At 73.2% G+C, this 20747-nt stretch carries 23 protein-coding genes; 18 read left to right on the top strand and 5 right to left on the bottom strand.

Going from position 1 to position 20747, the window contains the following annotated elements:
• Window positions 1-80 precede the first annotated feature (80 nt).
• From ACYQ0U_RS20935 to ACYQ0U_RS20950, 4 genes are all read right to left on the bottom strand, one after another.
• Complete coding sequence (locus ACYQ0U_RS20935) at window positions 81-1244, bottom strand: PQQ-dependent sugar dehydrogenase (protein WP_459975822.1); 1164 nt, start codon at window positions 1242-1244, stop codon at window positions 81-83.
• A 53-nt stretch (window positions 1245-1297) separates the two neighbouring features.
• Window positions 1298-2149: a 3-methyl-2-oxobutanoate hydroxymethyltransferase gene (panB, locus tag ACYQ0U_RS20940; RefSeq protein ID WP_459975823.1), complete on the bottom strand. Its 852-nt coding sequence runs from the start codon at window positions 2147-2149 to the stop codon at window positions 1298-1300.
• Window positions 2150-2210: 61 nt separating this feature from the next.
• Window positions 2211-3413, bottom strand: a complete 1203-nt coding sequence (locus ACYQ0U_RS20945; RefSeq protein WP_459975824.1) for an MFS transporter — start codon at window positions 3411-3413, stop codon at window positions 2211-2213.
• A gap of 21 nt (window positions 3414-3434) precedes the next feature.
• Window positions 3435-3893: a VOC family protein gene (locus ACYQ0U_RS20950; RefSeq protein ID WP_459975825.1), complete on the bottom strand. Its 459-nt coding sequence runs from the start codon at window positions 3891-3893 to the stop codon at window positions 3435-3437.
• Between the two features lie 91 nt (window positions 3894-3984).
• On the opposite strand from ACYQ0U_RS20950, the gene ACYQ0U_RS20955 reads away from it, so the two are divergent.
• The 17 genes from ACYQ0U_RS20955 (at window position 3985) to ACYQ0U_RS21035 (ending at window position 19381) form a co-directional block, all read left to right on the top strand.
• A complete protein-coding gene (locus tag ACYQ0U_RS20955; protein WP_459975826.1) occupies window positions 3985-4482 on the top strand; it encodes a SigE family RNA polymerase sigma factor in 498 nt (165 codons plus the stop codon).
• Entirely contained in the window at window positions 4479-5270 is a 792-nt protein-coding gene (locus ACYQ0U_RS20960) for a TolB-like translocation protein (protein ID WP_459975827.1), read from the top strand. The genes ACYQ0U_RS20955 and ACYQ0U_RS20960 overlap by 4 nt, the downstream gene beginning before the upstream one ends.
• Window positions 5271-5330: 60 nt before the next feature.
• On the top strand, window positions 5331-5498 hold the full coding sequence (locus ACYQ0U_RS20965; protein WP_459975828.1) for a hypothetical protein: 168 nt from the start codon (window positions 5331-5333) through the stop codon (window positions 5496-5498).
• 40 nt (window positions 5499-5538) lie between these two features.
• The gene (locus ACYQ0U_RS20970) at window positions 5539-6288 is read left to right on the top strand and encodes a class I SAM-dependent methyltransferase (RefSeq protein ID WP_459975829.1); all 750 of its coding nucleotides are present in this window, start codon (window positions 5539-5541) and stop codon (window positions 6286-6288) included.
• A gap of 7 nt (window positions 6289-6295) precedes the next feature.
• Window positions 6296-8344: an NAD(+) synthase gene (locus ACYQ0U_RS20975; protein ID WP_459975852.1), complete on the top strand. Its 2049-nt coding sequence runs from the start codon at window positions 6296-6298 to the stop codon at window positions 8342-8344.
• An 83-nt stretch (window positions 8345-8427) separates the two neighbouring features.
• On the top strand, window positions 8428-8805 hold the full coding sequence (locus ACYQ0U_RS20980; protein ID WP_459975830.1) for a hypothetical protein: 378 nt from the start codon (window positions 8428-8430) through the stop codon (window positions 8803-8805).
• Between the two features lie 17 nt (window positions 8806-8822).
• Entirely contained in the window at window positions 8823-9230 is a 408-nt protein-coding gene (locus ACYQ0U_RS20985; protein ID WP_459975831.1) for a hypothetical protein, read from the top strand.
• 128 nt (window positions 9231-9358) lie between these two features.
• On the top strand, window positions 9359-9790 hold the full coding sequence (locus tag ACYQ0U_RS20990) for a hypothetical protein (RefSeq protein ID WP_459975832.1): 432 nt from the start codon (window positions 9359-9361) through the stop codon (window positions 9788-9790).
• Between the two features lie 21 nt (window positions 9791-9811).
• The gene (locus ACYQ0U_RS20995; RefSeq protein WP_459975833.1) at window positions 9812-11149 is read left to right on the top strand and encodes a glutamine synthetase family protein; all 1338 of its coding nucleotides are present in this window, start codon (window positions 9812-9814) and stop codon (window positions 11147-11149) included.
• Complete coding sequence (locus ACYQ0U_RS21000) at window positions 11149-11511, top strand: hypothetical protein (RefSeq protein ID WP_459975834.1); 363 nt, start codon at window positions 11149-11151, stop codon at window positions 11509-11511. The genes ACYQ0U_RS20995 and ACYQ0U_RS21000 overlap by 1 nt, the downstream gene beginning before the upstream one ends.
• Window positions 11508-12239 carry a type 1 glutamine amidotransferase gene (locus ACYQ0U_RS21005; RefSeq protein WP_459975835.1) on the top strand — a complete coding sequence of 244 codons (732 nt, stop codon included), beginning with the start codon at window positions 11508-11510 and terminating at the stop codon, window positions 12237-12239. Before ACYQ0U_RS21000 ends, ACYQ0U_RS21005 begins: the two co-directional genes overlap by 4 nt.
• Window positions 12236-15223, top strand: a complete 2988-nt coding sequence (locus tag ACYQ0U_RS21010) for a bifunctional [glutamine synthetase] adenylyltransferase/[glutamine synthetase]-adenylyl-L-tyrosine phosphorylase (RefSeq protein WP_459975836.1) — start codon at window positions 12236-12238, stop codon at window positions 15221-15223. The genes ACYQ0U_RS21005 and ACYQ0U_RS21010 overlap by 4 nt, the downstream gene beginning before the upstream one ends.
• 11 nt (window positions 15224-15234) lie before the next feature.
• A complete protein-coding gene (locus ACYQ0U_RS21015) occupies window positions 15235-15867 on the top strand; it encodes a hypothetical protein (protein ID WP_459975837.1) in 633 nt (210 codons plus the stop codon).
• A gap of 84 nt (window positions 15868-15951) precedes the next feature.
• Window positions 15952-17367 (top strand): PepSY-associated TM helix domain-containing protein, encoded by a 1416-nt coding sequence (locus ACYQ0U_RS21020; RefSeq protein WP_459975838.1) that lies wholly within the window; start codon window positions 15952-15954, stop codon window positions 17365-17367.
• A gap of 410 nt (window positions 17368-17777) precedes the next feature.
• Window positions 17778-18392: a TasA family protein gene (locus tag ACYQ0U_RS21025; protein ID WP_459975839.1), complete on the top strand. Its 615-nt coding sequence runs from the start codon at window positions 17778-17780 to the stop codon at window positions 18390-18392.
• A gap of 37 nt (window positions 18393-18429) precedes the next feature.
• A complete protein-coding gene (locus ACYQ0U_RS21030; protein ID WP_459975840.1) occupies window positions 18430-19020 on the top strand; it encodes a signal peptidase I in 591 nt (196 codons plus the stop codon).
• Window positions 19010-19381, top strand: a complete 372-nt coding sequence (locus ACYQ0U_RS21035; RefSeq protein ID WP_459975841.1) for a hypothetical protein — start codon at window positions 19010-19012, stop codon at window positions 19379-19381. Before ACYQ0U_RS21030 ends, ACYQ0U_RS21035 begins: the two co-directional genes overlap by 11 nt.
• 46 nt (window positions 19382-19427) lie before the next feature.
• Here the strand turns inward: ACYQ0U_RS21035 and ACYQ0U_RS21040 are convergent, their stop codons facing one another.
• Window positions 19428-20165 (bottom strand): response regulator transcription factor, encoded by a 738-nt coding sequence (locus ACYQ0U_RS21040; protein WP_459975853.1) that lies wholly within the window; start codon window positions 20163-20165, stop codon window positions 19428-19430.
• 117 nt (window positions 20166-20282) lie between these two features.
• Here ACYQ0U_RS21040 and ACYQ0U_RS21045 point away from each other — a divergent pair, with 117 nt between their 5' ends.
• Entirely contained in the window at window positions 20283-20744 is a 462-nt protein-coding gene (locus ACYQ0U_RS21045; protein ID WP_459975842.1) for a hypothetical protein, read from the top strand.
• The last annotated feature ends 3 nt before the right edge of the window (window positions 20745-20747 follow it).

Here is a 20747-nt window from a genome sequence, read left to right on the forward strand (position 1 = left end):
ACCTTGAGTCCGGCACGCCTCAGCGTACCCGCTGTAGGTGAACTTTTGACTCAGGACACCAGCACAGGCGACACAGGCGGCTAGCGGGGGCGGACCGCGATGATCGCGTCGTTCCCGCCGCCGTTGTCGGTGGTCAGGTAGAACACCGAGCCGGGGCCGTCGACCACGGTGCGGAGCCGGCCGAACTGGCGCAGCCCGTTGGGCACCTCCACGTGGCGCAGCTTGCCGGCCTTCGACAGCGTCAGGAACACCACGCGCTGGCCGGCGAGCGCGGCCGCGGCGAAGGTGCCGTCGTACCGGCCCAGGCGCTTGCCGTAGACGAAGGCGCCGCCCGAGGTGGCGATCGTCGGATCGCCGGAGCGCCAGGCCGCGGCCCACTGCTTGCCGGGCAGGCTCTGGTCGGTCATCGGGACGCTCTCGTTGTAGCCGGGAACGGGGTTGTAGCCGTAGTCGCCGCCGTTGCGCAGCCGGTTGACCTCGTCGTCGCGGTAGGTGCCCTGCTCGACCGACCAGAGGGTGCCGTCCCGGCGCCGGTCGAGACCCTGCACGTTGCGGTGACCGTAGGTGTGGACGTAGCGCTTGTTGCGGTTGTCGGACCGGATGAACGGGTTGGAGCCGCACGGCTTGCCGGAGGTCGCGTTGAGGCAGAGCGTCTTGCCGCCGAGGGAGCGCTTGTTCTCCGGGTTGGTGCCGGTCGCGGCGTCGCCGGTGCCGACGTAGAGCCGGTCGCCGACCGCGAGCAGCCGGCAGCCGCCGTGCCGCCCGCTGGTGGCCGGGAACCCGCCGATGAGCTTCCTGCTCTTCACGACTCGCCGCAGCGAGTCGTTGAGCGTCCAGCGCATCACCCGCACGTCGTGGCCGCCGCCCCCGGTGAACCCGCCCTGACAGGTGTAGAAGACGCGGTTGCCGGCGAAGCCGGGGTCGACGTCGAGGCCCATCAGGCCGGTCTCGCCCGACACCCACACCTTGCTGGTCGGGAAGCCGCGGATCTTCCGCTTGTGCCCGTTGGCCCAGATCGAGACCGTCGCGCGGTCGCGCTCGGTGTAGATCAGCCGGCCGTTCCCGATCGGCCGCACGTCCCAGGGGTGGTCGAGGCCCGTGACGACCCGGGTGGCCTTCAGGCCCGGGAACGCGGCCCGTTGCTTCGCGTCCGGCGCCGGCGCTGGTGCCGGTGCATGGGCTGTGGCCGGGAGGGCCGGGGTGGCGAGCAGCAGGGCGAGGGTTCCGAGAACGAGCCGGCGCATGTGGTCAACGTACCCAGCGGCGGCGCTCACCAACATGAGAGCTGGCCTCGGAGCTAGAAGGTGTGCTCCTCCGCGGGGAACGTCCCGGCCTTCACGTCGGCCGCGTAGTCCTGCGCCGCCTTGAGCAGTACGCCGTGCAGGTCGGCGTACTGCCGGACGAACCGCGGCATCCGGCCGGTGCGCAGGCCGAAGGCGTCCTGCCACACGAGCACCTGCCCGTCGCATCCGGCGCCGGCGCCGATGCCGATCGTGGGGATGCCGACCGACTGGGTCACCTCGGCGGCCACGTCGCCGGGCACCATCTCCATCACGACCGCGAAGGCGCCTGCCTCCTCCACCGCGATCGCCTCCTCGACGACCTCCTTCGCCGCGTCGCCGCGCCCCTGGACGCGGTAGCCGCCCAGGTTGTGCTCGGACTGCGGCGTGAAGCCGATGTGCGCCATCACCGGGACGCCACCCTCGGTGAGCTTGCGGACCTGCGGGACCATCTCGATCCCGCCCTCGAGCTTCACGGCGTGGGCGTTCGCCTCCTTCATGAAGCGGACCGCGGTGAGGTAGGCCTGCTCGGGGGAGGCCTGGTAGGAGCCGAAGGGCAGGTCGGCGACGACGAGCGCCCGGCGCACCGACCGCGACACGGCGCGGGCGAGCGGGATCAGCTCCTCGACGGTGACCGGCAGCGACGTCTCGTTCGCGAAGACGTTGTTCGAGGCGCTGTCACCGACCAGCAGCACCTCGATGCCGGCCTCGTCGAAGGTCTGGGCGGCGTACTGCTCGTAGGCGGTGAGCATCGCGAACTTCTCGCCGCGCTGCTTCATCTCGCGCAGGTGGTGGGTGCGGACCCGCTTGAGCTGCGGCGTGTCCGGCTTGCTCGGACCGGTGCCGTAGGGCGCGGTCTCCTCGCTCATGGGTGACTCCCTGACTGTCATCTCGCGGCTCCCCGGTGGAGTCCACGGACCGTTCGTCAGGCTAGCCCCGGAGCGGCCGGTTCAACCCTGTGTCGCTGCTCACGCGGTCGTGGGTCGAGCTGCGGTACTGCACGACCAGCGCCGCCGCCGCCCCCACCGCGGCCAGGGCCAGCGCGCCGCGCGGACCGGCACCGAGGGCGGCGACCGCGCCCAGCAGGTAGGGCGCGAACATCCCGAGGTAGGCCAGGCCGTAGAAGACGCCGACGACGGCGCCGCGCTCGCTGACCGGGGCCAGGCGCTCGGACTCCCGCAGGCTGGAGACCAGGCCGCAGCCGTAGCCCGCGCCGAAGACCGGCGCCGCGGCGAGGATCACCCAGCGGCTGTCGGCGGTGACGGCGAGGACGCCCAGCAGGCACGCCGCGATCGTGCAGGCGAGGCCGACGGTGCCGGCGAGCAGGGGCCGCCGGTCGTCGAGCCGGCGGGCCAGCGGCTGGACGGCGACGCCCGACCCGAGCGTCACGAAGGTGAGCACCGCCGTGAACGCGAGGCCACCTTGGACCGGGCCGTCCACGACGCTGGGCAGGTAGGCGAAGGACATCATCGGAGCCGCGAACAGCCACGGCGCCGTCACCGCGACGGTCAGCACGAACCGGCGGCCGCGGGTGACCGCGGGCAGCCGCAGCAGCGACGACCGGAGCGGGTACGCCGGGCGCGGGCCCGGCACCGGGAGCAGCAGCACGAGCGCGAGCACGCCGATCACCAGGTGCGGCAGGTAGGGCACGGTCAGCGGGTGGTCGGACACCTCGGCCACGAGGCCGGCGGCCAGCGGTCCGAGGCCGAAGCCCGCGGTCAGCGACAGGGCGGCCCTTCGGGCGCCCGCGCCGGGCGGGTCGCCGGCGGACAGGTCGGCGACCCAGGCGCTGGCCGCGCCGAACACCACCCCTGAGCTCAGGCCGGCGAGCACGCGCGCGATGCCGACGCCGGGTTCCCAGTCGTGCCAGACGATCAGCAGCACGGTCGCGAGCGGGGAGACCGCCACCCAGGGCAGGACCACCGCGCGCCGGCCCCACCGGTCGGACGCGGCCCCACCGACGAGCAGGGTCGGGATCAGGCCGACGGCGTACAGGCCGAGGAGCAGCGCGACGGTCTGGGCGTCCCAGCCGAGCTCGGTGCGGTAGGCCAGCAGCATCGACGCGAACTGGTTCGCGCCCCACCCGACCGCGAACATGGCCACGCAGACCGGCAGCCAGGGGCGGTTCGTCACCCGCCGAGGCTAGGGGGGTGGCTAGACGGCGGCGACGGCGGCCTCGATGTCGGCGATCGCGATCTTCTGCTGCGTCATCATCACGCCGATCGCGGCCTGGGCCCGCGCGGGGTCGGGGTCGGAGATCAGCTCGTAGAGCCGCACCGGCACGATCTGCCAGGACAGGCCGAACCGGTCCTTGAGCCACGCGCACCGGTCCGGCTCGCCGCCCGCCACGAGCGTGTCCCAGTAGTAGTCCACCTCCTCCTGGTCGGCGCAGTCCACGCTGATCGACACGGTCTCGGTGAAGCCGGCGTGCACCGGCCCACCGTTGATCCCCCGGAACGGTCGGCCGTCCAGGGTCCACCGGGCCGCGAGCACGCGGCCGTCGTCGTAGCGGGAGACCGCGCGGATCTCGGAGTCGGGGAAGACGCTGGTGTAAAACTCCACGGCTTCCATCAGGTCGTCGTCGAACCACAGGCAGGTGCTGATCTCGGGCATGCGGGTTCCGACCGGCCCTGCACGCCGAACTCATCGGAGCTCGCAGCAACCGGAAGGGCCCGTGGGAGCGTTCCACCAGCGAAGGAGGTCGATGGACGAGCAGGAGTTCACCGCGTGGGCCGCCGGCACCGAGCGCCGGCTGCTGCGCTCTGCCTACCTGCTCACCGGCGACCTGCCCCGTGCGGAGGATCTCGTCCAGGAGGCGCTCGTGAAGGTCGCGATGCGGTGGGACCGCCTGCGCACGGGCAACCCCACGGCGTACGCCCGGACGATCATCGTGCGCGACAACATCTCCTGGTGGCGGCGCCGCCGCGAGGTGCTCGTCGACCCCGGTGACCAGCTGGCCGCGACCGCGGCGGCGTCGTCGGACCCCGACAGCGCCCTGGTGGTACGCCGGGCGTTGGCCCGCCTCACGCCCGCCCAGCGCGCGGTCGTGGTGCTGCGGCACTTCGACGACCTGTCCGTCGAGGAGACGGCCGCGACCCTCAGGGTCGCCCCCGGGACCGTGAAGAGCCAGAACGCCGCCGCCCTGGCGCGCCTGCGCGACGGCGCCCCCGAGCTGCTCGACCTGATCGGAGGAGCGCGATGACCGACCTGCACGACCTCCTCGAGCTCGCGACGGACCGCGTCGAGCCCACGGGCGGCGCGGCCGGTGCGCTCGCGACCGCACGCCGCCGGCGGCGTACCCGGCGGGGCGCGGCGGCCTCCGCCGCGGCGGTCGTCGTGATCGGCGCAATCGCGCTCGGCGGACGCCTGGGCGACGGAGCGCCTTCCGAACCGGAGCCCGCGCCCCCGGTCGAGACCGTCGAGCCCGTGCCCCTCGACCCCAGCCGGGTCGACGAGCTGCCGACCGCGGCACCCGAGGTCGCGCCGCTGCTGCCCGACGTCCTCTGCGTCCCGGACGTCGCGCCGCGCATCGAGGAGGAGCCCATGGAGGCCGCGGTGGTCAGCGTCGACGACGACGCCGACGTGCTGCTGCTCGGCACCGACGGCCGGTGGCACTGCGTCGTCGTGGCCGACCGGAGCCGCACGGCCCCGGTCCTCTCGCCGGACGGCACCCGGCTCGCCGTCGGCGTGACCGGCGGGTTCGAGGCGATCGACCTCGCGACGGGTGAGCGCACGTTCCGGACGCAGGAGCCGGACTTCGACCGGACCTGGGAGATGGCGCTGCCCCGGGTCCCGGCCGGATGGGTGCTGCGGCCCGTCGCGCAGCTGGACGACGGCACCGCGCTGCTGTTCGTGGCCCCCGGGCCACGCACCCCGGGCGGCTGGCGGGTCGTGCACTGGGATCCGGCGACGGGTGGGCTCGCAGCGGTCACCCGGGCCTCCTCGAGCCCGGCGAACGCGACCAGCTTCGCTGCCGATCTCCTCGGCTGAGCGGTACCGATCTGGCCCGGCCGAGCCTGGTCGTGCGCGGGTCCGGGTACTGACGCCGGCATGTACTTCGACAACAAGCCGTGCCGGGAGTGCGGCAGCGAGGTGGAGCTGCGGGCCAAGGAGCGCTCCGACATCGGCGACAGCGACACGGGGCCCGACCCGACCGTCGACGTCCGCGTCTGCACCAACCCCGACTGCCCGACGCACCAGGGCAGGGGCAAGGTCTAGCCGGTCGCGGCCGGCCTCCTCGGAGACCTATCCTCAGCAGATGGCCTTCGACGTCGCGGCCGACGCCTACGGGCGCTTCATGGGTCGCTACTCCGAGCCGCTCGCGGACGGGTTCGCCGAGCTGGCCGGGGTACGCCGCGGGATGCTTGCGCTCGACGTCGGCTGTGGCCCCGGGGCCTTGACCGAGCGCCTCGTCGACCGGCTCGGGGCCGACCACGTGGCTGCCGTCGACCCGTCGCCGCAGTTCGTCGCGGCCGCGCGGGCGCGCTGCCCGGGCGTCGATGTGCGACAGGGGGTGGCGGAGGTGCTGCCGTTCGGGGACCGGGCGTTCGACGTCGCGCTCGCCGGGCTGGTCGTGCACTTCATGTCCGACCCGGTCGCGGGCCTGCGCGAGATGGGGCGCGTGGGTGGCGCGGTCGGCGCGACCGTCTGGAACCACGCCACCGGCACCGGCCCGCTCGCGACCTTCTGGCGGGCGGTCAAGGACCTCGACCCCGACGCCGCCGACGAGGCGACCCTGCCGGGGACCGGCGAGGGCGACCTCGGGCAGCTCGCCCGTGACGCCGGGCTGCGCGACGTCGTCGAGGGGACGCTCACGGTGAGCGTGGCCTACGCCGGCTTCGACGAGTGGTGGGAGCCGTACACCCTCGGCGTCGGACCCGCCGGTGACTACGTCCGCCGCCTCGACGACGATCGCCGTGAGCGGCTGCGCGCGCACTGCGCCGAGCTGCTGCCCGACGGGCCCTTCACGATCGACGCGACCGCCTGGACGGTGCTCGCGAGGGCGTGAGATCCGGCTGCGTGGGAACATGCGGCTCGTGGACTTCTACTCCGCCTACGCCCACGGGTTCGCTCGCGTCGCCGCCTGCACGGTGCCGATCCGGGTGGCCGACCCGGCGACCAACGCGCGCGCCGTCCTCGAGCAGGCGCGGGCGTGCTCGGACGAGGGCGTCGCGGTGACGATCTTCCCCGAGCTCGGCCTGAGCGGGTACGCCGTCGAGGACCTGTTCCTCCAGGACCCGCTGCTCGACGCGGTGACCGACGCGATCGCCGAGATCGTGGCCGCCTCCGCAGACCTGCTGCCCGTGCTCGTCATCGGTGCCCCCGTCGCGCATGGCAACCGCGTGCTCAACTGCGCGGTCGTGATCCACCGGGGCCGGATCCTGGGTGTCGCCCCGAAGTCCTACCTGCCGACCTACCGCGAGTTCTACGAGCGCCGGTGGTTCGCGCCCGGCGACGACGTGCGCGGCTCGATCGTGCTGGCCGGCCAGGAGGTGCCGATCGGGCCCGACCTGCTCTTCGAGGCCGAGGACGTGCGCGGCCTGGTGCTGCACGTCGAGGTCTGCGAGGACATGTGGGTGCCGGTGCCGCCGAGCGCCGAGGCCGCCCTCGCCGGCGCGACCGTGCTCGCGAACATCTCCGGCAGCCCGATCACCGTCGGCCGGGCCAACGACCGCCACCTGCTGGCGCGCAGCGCGTCGAGCAGGTGCCTGGCGGCGTACCTCTATGCCGCGGGCGGCCAGGGCGAGTCCACGACCGACCTGTCGTGGGACGGCCAGACGATGGTCTACGAGCACGGTGAGCTGCTCGGCGAGACCGAGCGGTTCCCGGACGGTCCGCGGGCGACGATCGTGGACCTCGACCTGGACCGGACCCGGCTGGAGCGGCTGCGCACGGGCACCTTCGACGACAACCGGAGGACGATCGGCCCGGAGTTCCGGACCATCGGGTTCGAGCTGGCGCCGCCGACCGCCGACATCGGGCTGCGGCGCAAGGTCGACCGCTTCCCGTTCGTGCCCGACGACCCCGAGCGGCTGGCCCAGGACTGCTACGAGGCCTACAACATCCAGGTCTCCGGGCTCGAGCAGCGGCTGTCGGCGATCGGCCAGCCCAAGGTCGTCATCGGCATCAGCGGCGGCCTCGACTCCACCCACGCGCTGATCGTCGCGGCGAAGGCGATGGACCGGCTCGGCCGCGCCCGCAGCGAGATCCTCGGCTTCACGCTGCCGGGCTTCGCCACCGGCGACACGACCAAGAGCTACGCGTGGGCGCTCGCCGACTCGCTCGGCATCACCATGCAGGAGATCGACATCACCGACGCCGCGCGGGCGATGCTGACCGACCTCGACCACCCCTTCGCCCAGGGGGAGGAGGTCTACGACATCACCTTCGAGAACGTCCAGGCCGGCCTGCGCACCGACTACCTGTTCCGGCTCGCCAACCACCGCGGCGGCATCGTGCTCGGCACCGGTGACCTCTCCGAGCTCGCGCTGGGCTGGTGCACCTACGGCGTGGGCGACCAGATGTCGCACTACAACGTCAACGGCGGCGTACCCAAGACGCTCATCCAGCACCTCATCCGCTGGGTGATCAGCACGAACCAGTTCGACGAGGCGACCAACAAGGTCCTCACCGACGTGGTCGGGCAGGAGATCACCCCCGAGCTGATCCCGACCCGCGAGGACCACCTGCCGCAGTCGACCGAGGAGTCCGTGGGGCCGTACTCGCTCCAGGACTTCACGCTCTTCCACGTGCTCCGCTACGGCTACGCGCCCAGCAAGATCGCCTTCCTCGCCTGGCACGCCTGGCACGACGCCGACGCGGGGGAGTGGCCGCCGAACTACCCCTCCGACAAGCGGATCGAGTTCGACCTCGAGACGATCCGGTCCTGGCTCGTCGTGTTCGTGAAGCGGTTCTTCGCCAGCCAGTTCAAGCGATCCGCGCTCCCGAACGGGCCCAAGGTCAGCCACGGCGGCACCATGTCCCCGCGCGGCGACTGGCGGATGCCCTCGGACGCGTCGGCCGCGGCCTGGCTGGCCGAGCTCGAGAACGTGCCGCGGTCTTAGGGTCCCGTTAGCGCAGCGCTGGAGCGGCCTTAGCGGCACCGGCGGCATCGTCGTCCCCGTCCACACGAGGAGACGGAGAGACGATGAAGAAGGCACTGATCGCGGTGGCCGTGGTGGTCGTGGTCGCACTGGTCGCCGGCGGCGCCTGGCTGCTGCTCAGCGACGGCGACGACGAGCAGACGGCCCGCGGGACCTGCGGCAACGCGACCTACGACCTGGCCCTGGAGAACGACGACAACGGGCTCGAGCTGACCTTCGAGCTCCAGTCGGGCCTGCCGGGGGAGACCTGGAGCGTCGTCGTCGAGCAGGACGGCCGCAGCGTGCTGTCGGGTGATCGGCAGACCGACGAGGACGCCGAGCTCGACGTCGACGTGCTCGTCAACGAGAGCGACGGCACGTCGTTCACCGTGACCGCCACCCCTGAGAACGGGGAGGCCTGCACGGCCTCCATCGAGCGTTGAGAACCGAGGAGAAGACCATGAAGCGCACCATCGCCCTGACCACCGCCACCGCCCTGATGGGCGGTTCCGCCGCCCTCGCCGTCGCGGCGCCCGCCCAGGCCGACGGCCCGGAGCGCTACGCGCACGGCACGGTCGCCGGCGCCCGCTACGAGATCTTGGCCGAGAAGGACAACGGCCGGTTCGAGGTCGACGCCGACCTCGACGGCGTCGCCGCCGGCTCGAGCTGGCGGATGGTCGTCCGCCACGACGGCACCAAGGTGGCCTTCCGCACCGCGAACGCGGTCCGCGACGACGACGGCGGGTACGACGTCGACTTCCGCGAGGTCCGTCGCGCCGACAGCGGCGGCAAGGACGTGTTCCGGGTGAGGCTCACCCGCACCGACGGCGCCGGCTCGGTGACCCGCCCCCTCACCTTCCGCAGCTGAGGCTCAGGCGGGCGGGCCGAGCTCCACCACGACCCGCCCGCCGCCCAGCGGCGAGGCGCCCCACGACAGGCCGCCACCGGACTCGGTGGCGGTCCTGTCGGCGATGGATCGCAGGGGATGATGGGCAGATGCGCAGGCGCTGGATCGGGTACGTCGCGGCATGGCTGGTGGCTGCCGCGGTCGCGGTGACCGTGGGTGTGCTCGCCGTGAGCTCGGTCGGCGCGAGCGTCCGGGACCGCGGGCCGCTCGGCAACGAGGTGCAGCGGGTCGAGAGCATCGAAGGGTCCGCGACCCCGCGCCCCGATGCGGAGCGGATCCGCCGGAGCATCGTGGACGAGTTCGGGACCTTCGAGGTCGAGTGCCGCGGCGTCGTGGTCTACGGGCTGTCGACCGACACGGCGCCGGGCTGGCGGACGGTGAGCTACGAGCCCGGCCCGGACGACGACGTCGACGCCGTCTTCGCCCGTGCCGGCGACTCGATCGAGGTCGACGTCTTCTGCGACCAGGGCCGGCCGACCATCTCCGACCTCGAGCGCAAGACGCTGCCCGACCTGGAATGAGCGCCCACTAGGCTCGCCCTCATGGGTAAGCAGGAAGACTTCGTCCTCCGCGCTCTCGAGGAGCGTGACGTCCGGTTCGTCCGGCTGTGGTTCACCGACGTGCTCGGGTTCCTGAAGTCGGTCGCGGTCGCGCCCGCCGAGCTCGAGGGCGCGTTCTCGGAGGGCATCGGCTTCGACGGCTCCGCGATCGAGGGGTTCGCGCGGGTCTACGAGGCCGACATGCTCGCGATGCCCGACCCGTCGACGTTCCAGATCCTGCCGTGGCGCGGGGAGGGCCCGTCCACCGCGCGCATGTTCTGCGACATCGTGATGCCCGACGGCTCCGCGTCGTACGCCGACCCGCGGCACGTCCTCAAGCGCACGCTGTCGAGGGCGGCGGACCAGGGGTTCACGTTCTACACGCACCCCGAGATCGAGTTCTACCTGTTCAAGGACAGCCCGGTGGCGGGCGCCGACCCGGTGCCGGTGGACCGCAGCGGCTACTTCGACCACACGGCGCAGTCCCACGGCGCCGACTTCCGCCGCGAGGCGATCACCATGCTCGAGGCGATGGGCATCTCGGTGGAGTTCAGCCACCACGAGGGCGGCCCAGGTCAGCAGGAGATCGACCTGCGGTACGCCGACGCGCTCACCACCGCCGACAACATCATGACCTTCCGCACGGTGATCCGTGAGGTCGCGCTGGGCCAGGGCGTCTGGGCGACGTTCATGCCCAAGCCGTTCACCAGCCACCCGGGCTCGGGCATGCACACCCACGTGTCGCTGTTCGAGGGCGACCGCAACGCGTTCTTCGAGGCCGGCGCCGAGTACCAGCTCTCCAAGGTCGGCCGGCAGTTCATCGCCGGCGTGCTCCGTCACGCGAACGAGATCAGCGTCGTGACCAACCAGTGGGTCAACAGCTACAAGCGCCTGATGTTCGGCGGCGAGGCGCCGTCCTACATCTGCTGGGGCCACAACAACCGCTCGGCGATGATCCGCGTGCCGATGTACAAGCCCAACAAGGGCCCGTCCACGCGCATCGAGCTGCGCACCGTCGACGCCGCGTGCAACCCCTACCTCGCCTTCGCGGCCGTGCTGGCCGCGGGCCTCAAGGGCATCGAGGAGGACTACGAGCTCCCGCGCGAGGCCGAGGACGACGTCTGGGCGCTGACCGAGCGCGAGCGCAAGAGCCTCGGCATCGAGCCGCTGCCCAAGAGCCTCGCCGAGGCGATCGCGGTGGCCGAGCGCTCCGAGCTGCTGGCCGAGACCCTGGGCGAGCAGGTCTTCGACTTCTTCCTGCGCAACAAGCGCGCGGAGTGGGAGGAGTACCGCGGCCAGGTCTCGGCGTTCGAGCGCGACCGCATGCTGCCGGTGATCTGATGCCACCAGCGACGCCGCCGGCGATCAGCGAGGACCGGGCCACCGGGATCAAGCGCCTCCTCATGGCCGGGGTCGCCTGCGCCGTCCTGGTGCTGCTGTTCGCGGTGCGGGCGGCGACCCACGGCAGCGGGCAGTACGCCGTGACGCTGACCGTCGTCGGCGTCGTGATGCTCGCCGTGGCCGTGCTCGCCCTCCGCGCGCTGCCCGCCCGCGACACCCGGGCCCGTCGCCTGGCCGTCGCGGCCGGGGTGCTGATGCTGGTGCTCGCCGTACCCGCCGTGCAGATCTGGGTCGGCATCGGGATGGCGATCGCCGGCGTCGGGCTGCTGTTCGTCGTGTTCAGCACGGAGGTCGAGAGGTGACCTCGTCCGGCGCCCGGGTGCTCGTCGTCGAGCACGACGCCGAGTGCCCGCCGCACCTGTTCGGCGCCTGGCTGGAGGAGGCCGGCTGCTCGCTCGACGTGGTCCGGCCCTACGCCGGCGACCCGCTGCCGTCGCTCGAGGGCTATGACGGGCTGGTCGTGCTGGGCGGCCCGATGGGCGCGAACGACGACGAGAAGCACGCCTGGCTCGGACCGGTGAAGGAGCAGCTGCGCGAGGCGCACGCGGCCGAGGTCCCCACGCTCGGCATCTGCCTGGGCCACCAGCTCATCGCCGCGGCCCTCGACGGGACCGTCCGCCCCAACGACCGCGGCCAGCAGGTCGGGCTGCTCGGCGTCGGCTGGACCGACGCGGCGGCCACCGACCCGTTGCTGGGGCCGCTCGCGACGCCGCGCCGCGGCGTGCAGTGGAACGACGACGTGGTGGTCGTGCTGCCGGACGACGCCGTCCTGCTCGCGGAGACCGAGCACGGCGAGGTGCAGGCGGCCCGGTTCGGTCCGCGGATGTGGGGCGTGCAGCTCCACCCCGAGGTCGACGCGCCGGTGCTGCGGCCCTGGGCCGAGGAGGACCGCGGCTCCCACGAGACCCGCGGCATCGACACCGACGCGCTGCTGCGCGACGTCGACGCCGCCCGCGCGGAGCTGGACGACGCGTGGCGGCCGCTGGCCACCGGCTTCGCGCGCCTGGTGGGAGAGCGCGCCCCGGCATGACGCGGGCCGCGACCAGCAAGGGGAACCTGCTGCGCCTGGGGTTCCTCGACCCGGACGCCGCGCTGGTCGCGCTCGAACGCCTCGGCGACGCGTGCGAGCCGCTGCTCGCCCTCGTCGCCCGCACCGCCGAGCCGGACGCCGCGATCGGGGCGCTGACCCGGCTGCTCGACGTCCTCGACGAGCCGTCCGAGCTGCTCGACGCGCTGGTGGAGGACGAGGGCACCGCGATGCGGCTGCTCAGCGTGCTCGGGGCGAGCGAGGCGCTCGCCGACCACCTGCGCCGGCACCCGGAGCACTGGCGCGAGCTGACCGACTCCCGTCTCGGCTCGACCCGGCCGGCCGCCTGGGCCGTCCGTGCGGGACTTCTCCAGGCGGTCGGTGCAGACCCCGACGACCCGGCGCCCACGGCGGCGCTGCCGGACGGGCAGGCGGTCGACGCGCTGCGGGTGGAGTACCGCCGCGTGCTGCTCCGGCTCGCCGCCCGCGACCTCGCCCACCACCTCGGCGTCGACGACGTCGCGGCCGAGCTCTCCGACCTGGCCGCCGGCACGCTCGACGCCGCCCTCGCGGTGGCCCGCCAGCGGGTGGGCGACGACGCCCGACTGGCCCGCCTCGGCGTGGTCGCGATGGGCAAGTGCGGCGGTCACGAGCTCAACTACGTCTCGGACGTCGACGTGATCTTCGTGCACGCGGCGGCGGACGACGCGGACGGCCCAGTGGACGACAACGCTGCTCTGAAGGCCGCCACCCAGCTGGCCAGCCACCTCATCCGGGTCTGCTCCGATCACACCGGTGAGGGCACGATCTGGCCGGTCGACGCGGCTCTGCGCCCGGAGGGCAAGGCCGGGCCGCTGGTGCGCACGATCGCCAGCCACCAGGGCTACTACGAGCGCTGGGCCAAGACCTGGGAGTTCCAGGCCCTGCTCAAGGCGCGCCCCGTCGCCGGCGACCTCGCGCTGGGCCGGGAGTTCGTCGAGATGACGCAGCCGATGGTCTGGGCAGCCGCGGAGCGCGAGGGCTTCGTCGAGGACACCCAGGCGATGCGCCGACGGGTCGTCGACCACATCCCGGCCAAGGAGGCCGAGCGGCAGCTCAAGCTCGGCGAGGGCGGGCTGCGCGACGTCGAGTTCGCGGTCCAGCTGCTCCAGCTCGTGCACGGCCGCGCCGACGAGCGGGTCCGGCTGCCCACGACGTTGAGCGCGCTGCACGAGCTCACCGAGGGCGGGTACGTCGGTCGCGACGACGGCGTCGCGCTGCACGAGGCGTACGCCTTCCTGCGCACGCTGGAGCACCGCATCCAGCTCCACCAGCTGCGCCGGACCCACGTGGTGCCCGAGGACGAGGCGTCGCTGCGCCGGCTCGGCCGCGGCCTCGGCTTCCTCAAGGACCCGGTCGGCGTGCTCGACAAGACCTGGCAGCACCACCGGCGCGAGGTCCGCCGGCTGCACGAGAAGCTCTTCTACCGCCCGCTGCTCACCGCGGTCGCGAAGATGTCGGGCGACGAGGCCCGGCTCTCGCCCGAGGCGGCGGGCAAGCGGCTGGCCGCGCTCGGCTTCCTCGACCCGCAGGGCGCGCTGCGCCACCTCGAGGCGCTGACCACCGGCGTCACGCGGACGGCCCAGATCCAGCGCACGCTGCTGCCGGTGATGCTCGGCTGGTTCGCCGAGGCGCCCGACCCCGACGCCGGGCTCTGGGGCTTCCGGCGGATCAGCGAGTCCCTCGGCGCGACGCCGTGGTACCTCTCCACGCTGCGCGACGAGGGCGAGGTCGCGGAGCGGCTGGCCCGGATCCTCGCGACGTCCCGCTACGCCACCGACCTGCTCGAGCGCGAGCCGCAGGGTGTGCGGATGCTCGGCGGCGACCTGCGGCCGCTGTCGGCCGAGGCCATGGCCGAGGAGATGCTCGCGTCGTCGGGGCGGCACGAGCAGGCCGAGGACGCGGTGCTCGCGATCCGCGGCGTACGCCGCCGCGAGCTGCTGCGCATCGCCGCCGGCGACCTGCTCGGGCTGATCGACGTCGCCGACGTCGGCGCCGGCCTGTCCCGGCTCACCGACGCGACCCTGGAGGCGACGCTCGCCGTCGCCGGCCGCTCGGTCCGCGCCCAGAAGGGGCTCGCCGAGGCCCCGACCCGGATGGCGATGGTCGCGATGGGCCGGTACGGCGGGTTCGAGCTGTCCTACGGCAGCGACGCCGACGTGATGTTCGTGCACGACCCCGAGCCGGGTGCGGACGCGCAGGCGGCCGCGTCGTACGCCCAGGCGGTCGCGAACGAGCTGCGCCGGCTGCTCGCGCTGCCCGGCCCCGACCCGTCGCTCGAGGTCGACGCGGACCTGCGGCCGGAGGGCAAGCAGGGACCGCTGGTGCGCACGCTCGACGCCTACGCGGCCTACTACGCCAAGTGGTCGAAGGTGTGGGAGGCGCAGGCCCTCCTCCGCGCGGACGCCGTCGTCGGCGACCCGGACGTGCGCCGGCGGTTCACCGAGATGATCGACCCGCTGCGCTACCCGCCCGAGGGCATCGCGCAGGACGACGTCTTCGAGGTGCGCCGGATCAAGGCGCGCGTGGACCAGGAGCGGCTGCCGCGCGGCGCCGACCCGCAGACCCACCTCAAGCTCGGCCGCGGCGGCCTGGCCGACATCGAGTGGACCGTGCAGCTGCTCCAGTTGCGGCACGCCGGCGCCGTCCCCGCCCTGCGGACGCCGCGGACCCTCGACGCGCTGGCCGCCGCCCGCGAGGCCGGCCTGATCGAGGAGGACGACGCGGCCGTGCTCCAGCAGGCGTGGCGCCGCGTCAGCCGGGTCCGCAACGCCGTGACCCTGGTGCGCGGCAAGGCCAGCGACGAGCTGCCGCGCGACATCCGCGAGCGTGCCGCCGTGGCCTCGATCCTGGGCTACCCGCCCGGGTCGTCGGACGCGATGGTGAACGACCAGCTCCGCTTCACCCGTCTGGCCCGTGCCGTCGTCGACCGGGTCTTCTGGGAGTAGGCTTCCGGCTCGTGGAGTCGAGGATGGACCCGGCGGTGCTCTGGGCACGCGCCGCGCTGCTCGGCTCCGTGGCGTGCCTGCTCGGCGTCGCCGGACACGTGACGGCCGACGGAGAGCTGCCCGGTCCCGCGTGGCTGGCGCTGCTGCTCGTGGTCTCGGTCTCGCTGTGCGCGCCCCTGCTGGCGCGGCCGGCCTCGATGCTCCGGGTGGTCGTGCTGCTGGTGGCCGGCCAGGCGCTGGTGCACGTCTTCCTGATCGCCACCGCCGGGCACTCCTCGGCGGGCCACCGCGTCGGCTCCCTCCAGGAGCACGTCGACGCCGGCATGGCCGGGGGACCGCACGGTCCGGCGCTCGACGCCGCCCGGGTGGCCGGGGACGTCTCCGCCCACGTGCCGGTGCTGGCGGTCCACCTGCTGGTCGCCGTGCTCGTCGGCCTCGGGCTCGCGCTCGCCGAGCGCGCCCTGTGGACGATCGCCGCCCTGCTGCGCCCGATCCTGGTCGCCTGGGCCCTCGTCCTCGTCCGCGTGGTCGCGCCCGTCCGCGACCTCGTCACGCTGCCGGCCGCCCCGCCGGCGCTCCGGTCCTCGCAGCGGATCGCGCGCTCCGTCGTACGACGCGGGCCACCTCTCCTCGCTGCCGCCTGATCAAGAGCGGCAGCACGCACCCCATCCCAACCGCGACCGGGCGACGCCCCGTCGCGCCATCCGTGCGTTCCCTCGAGGAGAGACATGACCCAGACCATCGACCCCGCGCCGTCCCAGGCGGCGCGCACCCGCGCCTCCGGCTGGTTCCGCGCCGTGTGGCGCTGGCACTTCTTCGCCAGCTTCCTGGTGGCCCCCGTGCTGCTGCTGCTCGCCACGACCGGCCTGATCTACCTGTTCCGGTTCGAGCTCGAACCCCTGATGCACCCCGACCTGATGAAGGTCGAGCAGCCCGCCGGCGCCCTCGCCCAGCCCTACGTCCAGCAGCTCGCCGTCGTCGAGAACGCCTACCCGGGCTCGACCGCGATCTCGCTGGCCGAGCCGCGCGAGGACGGCCGCCCGACGGTCGTCTCGATTGAGACCGCGGACGGCGAGGTCCGCGACGTCTACGTCAGCCCCTACGGCCCGGAGGTGCTCGGCTCGCTCGACCCGGACACGACGCTGTCCGGCACCGCCATCCGCCTGCACGCCGACCTGATGGCCGGCACGTGGGGCGGCTACGTCATCGAGCTCGCCGCCTGCTGGGCCCTGGTGATGGCGGTGACCGGCTACTTCCTCTTCGCCCGCGGCTGGCGGGCGCGGCGCCGGGCCCGGCTCGCGAACCGGAAGGGGGCCCGGCTGCGCTACCGCCACGGCCTGGTCGGCGCGTTCGCCGGCGTCGGGCTGCTCGCGCTCCTGGTCACCGGCCTGCCGTGGACCGACTTCTGGGGTGCCAAGGTGCAGACCCTCGCCACCGAGCGCGGCACGTCGATGTGGAGCACCGACCACGGCGCGATCAGCAACCCGACGTCGACCCTCGACGAGTCGTTGCCGCACAGCCACGCCCAGGACCTCCCGTGGGGCCAGCAGAAGTCCGAGGTGCCGGAGTCGGACCCGTCCGCGCACGACGGCGGCAACGTGGCCAACGTCGACACGGCCGTCGAGGTCGCCGACCGGGAGGGGCTGCGCCACCCGATGACGGTCGCGCTGCCCGCGGCCGACGACGAGGGTGGCGTGTTCTCGGTGATCGGCTACGCCTTCGACGCGCCGTCCGACGAGCGGACCGTGCACGTCGACCGGTACGGCGGGCAGGTGGTGTCGACGTACGGCTTCGACGACTACCCGACGCTGGCCAAGGTCGTCTCGCAGGGCATCGGCCTGCACGAGGGTCGCAGCCTCGGGCTGTGGTCGTTCTGGGGCGCCGCGCTCATGTGCGTGGCCGTGATCTTCATGTGCGTCACCGGACCGCTGATGTGGTGGCGCCGCCGTCCGCGCGGCGCCGGCCGGATGGGCGCACCCCGCGGCCGGATGCCGCTGAGGGCCACCCCGCTGCTCGCCGTCGGCCTCGTCGCCCTCGGCGTCCTCCTGCCGCTCTTCGGCCTGTCCCTGCTGGCCGTGCTGCTCCTCGACCAGCTCGTCCTGCGCCGGGTGCCGGCGCTCTCGCGGTGGTTCGACGCCGCGTGACCGGCGTCCTCCCGTCCTACATATGAGCGGGTGACCGACCTGGCCGAGCGGCTGCGGGCCGCCTCCGCGGCCTGCAGCCGCACCGCCCTCCGCGCGCCGAGGACCTCGCCGGCGGGGACCTTCGCCGCGCTGGCTCGCTCGAGCACGGCCCCGCCGTCGTCGCCGGGTGGTGGCGCGAGGTCGTCCACGGCTGAGGGGTTCTCGGGCAGTCCGCTCGGTCATCGCCCGTTGCAAAGGCCGAGAACCGTGGCGATCCCCGGTTGACCGGGGATCGCCACCGCCGCGGGACCCTGCCTTGAGAACCTCTTGAGGAAACCTCGAGGGTTTGCCGCACCGGTGCTTGAGAACGGGTGGGCAGAGTTCTGGTCATCACGGAAATCCCGTCCAGAACTCCACGAAGGAACACCGCCATGCGTCTCGGTACCCGCTCCACCGCCGTCAAGGTCCTCGCCTCTGTCGTCCTCGTGGGCGGCGCCGCCTCGGTCGCCGGCCTCGGCACCTACGGTGCGTTCACCTCGACCACCAGCGCCACGGAGCAGGTCGGCACCGGCAAGGTCGTCCTCTCCACCGCCGCCAGCGCCCGCGGCCTCGACATCGCCGCGACCAACCTGGTCCCCGGCGACACCGTCGAGCGCACCATCACGCTGACCCGCTCCAGCGACACGGAGTCCTTCGGCTCGGTCAAGCTCACCACCGCCGGCAGCACCAGCAACCTCCTCACCACCGACACCGCCAACGGTCTCCAGCTCAAGGTCGACCAGTGCTCGGTCGCGTGGACCAAGCCGGCCAACAGCAACGCGCTGACCTGCTCGGGCACCACCACCTCGATCCTCGCCCAGCGCGCGGTCGTCGGCTCGGCCCTCGACCTCGGTGCCGCCACCACGACGCTCAACGCCTCCGGCGCCACCTCGAACCTGCGCGTGACCGTGTCGCTGCCGAACACCGCCGACAACAACTTCCAGGGCCTGGCGAACACGATCAGCTTCACCTTCGACGCCACCCAGCGCGCCGCGCAGAGCCTCTGACCCACCCCGCCTCGAGACGAGCACCAGGAGCACCGTGATGAGCACCGTCGCCGCACCGTCGATCGCCCCCGGGACCCACCGGGCCGCGACGGTACGGCGGCGCCCGCTCGGCCGCGGCCTGGTCCACCGGTCGATCAACGTGGTGCTCAGCGTCCTGCTGGCCGGGTGCCTGCTGGCCTTCCTGTTCCTCGCGGTCGGCCCGCACCTGCTCGGCTACCGCACCTCGACCATGCTCACCGGCAGCATGGCCCCCGGCATCGAGGCCGGCGACGTCGTCGTCACCGTCCCGAAGCCGGCCACCGACCTCCAGGTCGGCGACGTGATCACCTACCAGATCCCCGTCGAGGACCACCGGGTCGAGACCCACCGGGTCACCCAGGTCACCCACGAGGACGGGGAGGTCTTCTTCCGCACCAAGGGCGACGCCAACCAGAACGACGACCCGTGGACCGCGACGGTCCAGGGCGACACGGTCTGGGAGGTGCGCGGCGTCGTCCCCGAGGCCGGCACCGCGATCCGCGTGCTGCGCGCGCCCGCCGTCCAGCACGGCGTGCTCTGGGTCGCCCTCGGCGGCGTGATCCTGCTCGGCCTCACCAGCATCTGGGGGAAGGGCGGCGATGACGACTGACACCGCCGCGGTTTTCGACGCCGCCGCCGTCGGCAGCCTCACCGGTCACCCCGACGACGCGGCGTTCGCCATGGTCTTCGTGACCGGCTACCGCCGCCTGCTGCCCGAGCGGGTACGCCGGATCGCGCTGGCCGTCCGCGCCGACGACTGCATGGACGACCCGGCCGACGCGCTCGACGCCGTACTCAGCCTCAAGGTCGCGTCCTCGACGGTCGGGACCGGCGAGCTCGGCGCCCTCGCCGCGCTGGTGGAGACCCACCTCCGCGCGGGTGACTGCGCGGCGGCGGTCGCCGCGGCGAACCTGCTGCCCCCGGCCGCCGACCGCGCCGACGGCGCACTCGGAGCCTTCCTCAGCAACTGAGCCAGCGACTGAGCCGGCGACTGAGCCAGCAACTGAGCCCGAGGGTCTACTCGACGAGCTCCATCCGGTAGCCCACGCCCCGCACGGTGCGGATGAACCGCGTCCCGTCGGTCTTCTCGCCGAGCTTGCGGCGCAGGTTGCCGATGTGGACCTCCACGAGATGGGTGTCGGAGGCCCACTCGGTGCCCCAGACCGAGCGCAGCAGCGCCTCCCGGCTCCAGACCCGGGCCGGCGTGCGCATCAGCTCGGCCAGGAGGTCGAACTCGGTGCGGGTGAGCTCCAGCTCGGTCCCGTCGCGGAAGGCGCGGCGCCCGTCGACGTCGACGCGCAGCGCACCGTGCTCGAGCACCTCGTGGTCGTCGGCCATGCCCGGCGCCGTGCCGCCGGCGTCGACCGGGCCGCGCCGCGGACGACGGAACATCGCGTTGACGCGGGCCTTGAGCTCACGCGCGCTGAACGGCTTGGAGATGAAGTCGTCGGCGCCGGTCTCGAGACCGAGCAGCCGGTCGATCTCGTCGTCGCGGGCGGTGATCATCACGACGTAGGCGTCACTGATCTCGCGGATGCGCCGGCACGCCTCGATGCCGTCGATGCCGGGGAGGCCCAGGTCGAGGGTCACCAGGTCCGGGTCGCCCTCGCGGACCGCCTCCACCCCGGCGAGTCCGGAGTCGACCGCGGTCACCCGGAAGCCCTGCGTCTGCAGCGTGAACTCGATCAGCGCACGGATGTCCTCGTCGTCCTCCACCACGAGCGCGCGCCGCTCCGGCTCGGAGCCGTTCCCCATGCTCACCCCCACATGATGCCACTTCTTGCGGATTTCTTGAGTTTTGCTCGCGGGCTGCTTGAACGCCGCCCAGAAGACTTGTGCCCGTCCCAGCCCTCCCGGAACCTCGGAGCCGTCATGACCTGGATCGACCACGGCCGTCGCGCCGTCACGGTCCTCCTCGTCGCGCTGGCGCTGCTCACGGTGCCCGCGGTCGCCCGGGCCGGGTTCTCCGACCGCCAGACCGGGAGCCTCAGCACCAGCACCGCCCGCCTGGTCGCCCCGACGGGTGTGACCGGCACCTGGCAGTGTGTCGGCGGCTTCTCCAGCGAAGGCTTCGATGCGACGGTCTCGTCGTTCGTCGACAACGGGCCCGCCGGCGCGTCGTACCGCTACTCCCTCCTACGCGGTACGACGGTCGTCAAGACCGCGACCTCGACCTCGCGGTCGGCGACGATCAGCTCGGGCAACCTGTCGAGCGACCGCGCCACGACGCAGTGGACGCTGTCCATCCAGGCCGTCCTCGGCCCGTGGACCGGGCCGACCTACACCCGCACGGTCTCCTGCGCGAACATGAGCAACGCGAGCGGAGCCCTCTGACGC

Source organism: Nocardioides pyridinolyticus, from assembly GCF_054653575.1.